Source organism: Nitrososphaerales archaeon (genome assembly GCA_025058425.1).
GTDB lineage: Archaea > Thermoproteota > Nitrososphaeria > Nitrososphaerales > JANXEG01 > JANXEG01.
Genome location: JANXEG010000086.1, coordinates 1 through 1,981 on the forward strand (window position 1 = coordinate 1; position 1,981 = coordinate 1,981).

2 protein-coding genes are annotated in these 1,981 nt (G+C 40.0%); one reads left to right on the forward strand and one right to left on the reverse strand.

The genetic code is table 11. The annotated features are described in order from the left end of the window. Positions 1-84 precede the first annotated feature (84 nt). Positions 85-1,155, reverse strand: coding sequence for an alanine--glyoxylate aminotransferase family protein (locus tag NZ896_06800; GenBank protein MCS7117152.1), 1,071 nt, complete (start codon positions 1,153-1,155; stop codon positions 85-87). Positions 1,156-1,358: 203 nt separating this feature from the next. On the opposite strand from NZ896_06800, the gene NZ896_06805 reads away from it, so the two are divergent. Further along, positions 1,359-1,981: M20/M25/M40 family metallo-hydrolase (locus NZ896_06805; GenBank protein MCS7117153.1), on the forward strand; the 623-nt coding region annotated here is incomplete at its 3' end.

Sequence of the window (1,981 nt, forward strand, 5' to 3'; positions counted from 1 at the left end):
GAGACTTTTCGTAGTGAGTCTAAAACGTAACCTATGATAGTTATAATACAAGTGTAAGTGAGTATATAACATTGCTATGTTACTTTATTTGCCAGCTACCACTTCTTCAAGGGCTTTAAGCATCAGATCGATATCCTCAAACGTTATGTATCCCATATTACCGATCCTGAACGTTACATCTCTAATCGCTCCATACCCCCTTGCCAATTCGAAACCCTTCTTTCTCATCCTCTCATAAATCTCAGATCCATTAAGGTTACCTGTAGCATTCACACACGTAACTGTTGGACTTTCATAACCCTTTTCAGGGAAGAGTGTAAAACCTAACTTCATCACACCTTCTCTTATCCTCCTACTCCTTTCTAAGTAGAGTTCAAACTGCTTCTGTTTACCACCATTCTCTTCGATCATTTCTAAAATCTTCCTTAAAGCCAATATCTGAGGTATCGCTGGTGTCATCGGTGTGCTGAACTGCTCTTTTTGATACTTTTCAAATAATTTAAAATCAAAGTACCATCCTTTATCTTTGATACGTTCTGACTTCTTTAATGCTTCTTCACTTACACTTCCTATGGCCAATCCGGGTGGGAGTCCAAAGCACTTCTGTGAACTCCCAAAACATACATCAATCCCCCATTTATCTACTTTGATATCGACACCACCCATCGAACTTACCGCATCTACGAACAATAACTTTCCATGCTTCTTTACAACTTCGGCCAATTCTGGTAATGGATTTAATAGACCAGTACTCGTCTCGTTATGGGTTATTGTAACGGCTTCCACATCGGGACATGAGGAGAGTTTTTCGTCCAGAAGGTCTGGAGTAATCGGCTTCCCGAGCTTAACCTCGAGCTTCTCCACAACCTTCCCATTGGATACTCCTACTTCGACATACCTTCTTCCAAATTCTCCATTAACACAGCATAGCATCTTCTTCTCGACACAGTTTCTTACAGACCCCTCCATAAAACCAGTACCGGAGCTAGGGAATAGGAAGATTTGGTTCTCAGTTTCAAGGAACTTTCTCATCCTTTCTACAACTTCCATGTGCAACTCTTTATACTCTTTACTCCTATGGCTAAACATCTGGCGCCTCATCTCTTCAAGGACTTCAGGGTAGCAAGCAACTGGACCTACTGTGAAGAGTTTCATAGATCTTCACCACTAAGATATTCTAGGTCCTATTTAAAGGATAAATTTTACAAATATTAAAAATTTTAAAATTATAATGATAAATGAACTTTTGACTTATTTTGTCCAAAATTCTTCAAAATATTATTAGATTTATACGTACAAATCTTAGTTTAACCATACCACTTAAATAGCTATTCTTCTTACTATAAGGTGAGAGATTGATGAAGACTCGAGAAAATCAAGAAAGGTTAGTGAAATCGATTAAGAAAGAGCGTGTAATAGAATTGACAAAAGCCCTCATCAGATTCAAAACGATCAATCCACCCGGTTATGAGCGGGAGTGTGCTGAATTTATTGCAGATAGTATGAGAAGTTTGGGTCTTGATGTAGTACTTAAGGAGGAGAAAAAAGATAGAACGAATTGTGTAGTCACTTTAAAGGGCACCGAACAAAAACCCACTCTTATTTACAATGGCCATATAGATGTAGTCCCTCCGGGTGAAGGGTGGAGTATAGATCCATTTGAAGGTATTGTAAATGATGATAAGATTCATGGTAGAGGCGCATCAGATATGAAGTCTGGTATAGCTGCCATGATGTGTGCTATCGAAGCTCTCGTAGAAGCGGATGTAAAACTTTCCGGCACTTTGGTCTTTACAGCAGTGGCAGATGAGGAGTGTTTAGGCTCTATCGGTACAGATTACTTGGTTAGAGATGGTTTGAAGGGAGATATGGCGATCATCGGCGAACCGACAGGATTGAACATAGAGATAGCGGAGAGAGGAATCCTTTGGACCGAAATAACTACGATAGGCCGTTCGGCCCATGGTGGGAGGCCTTGGCT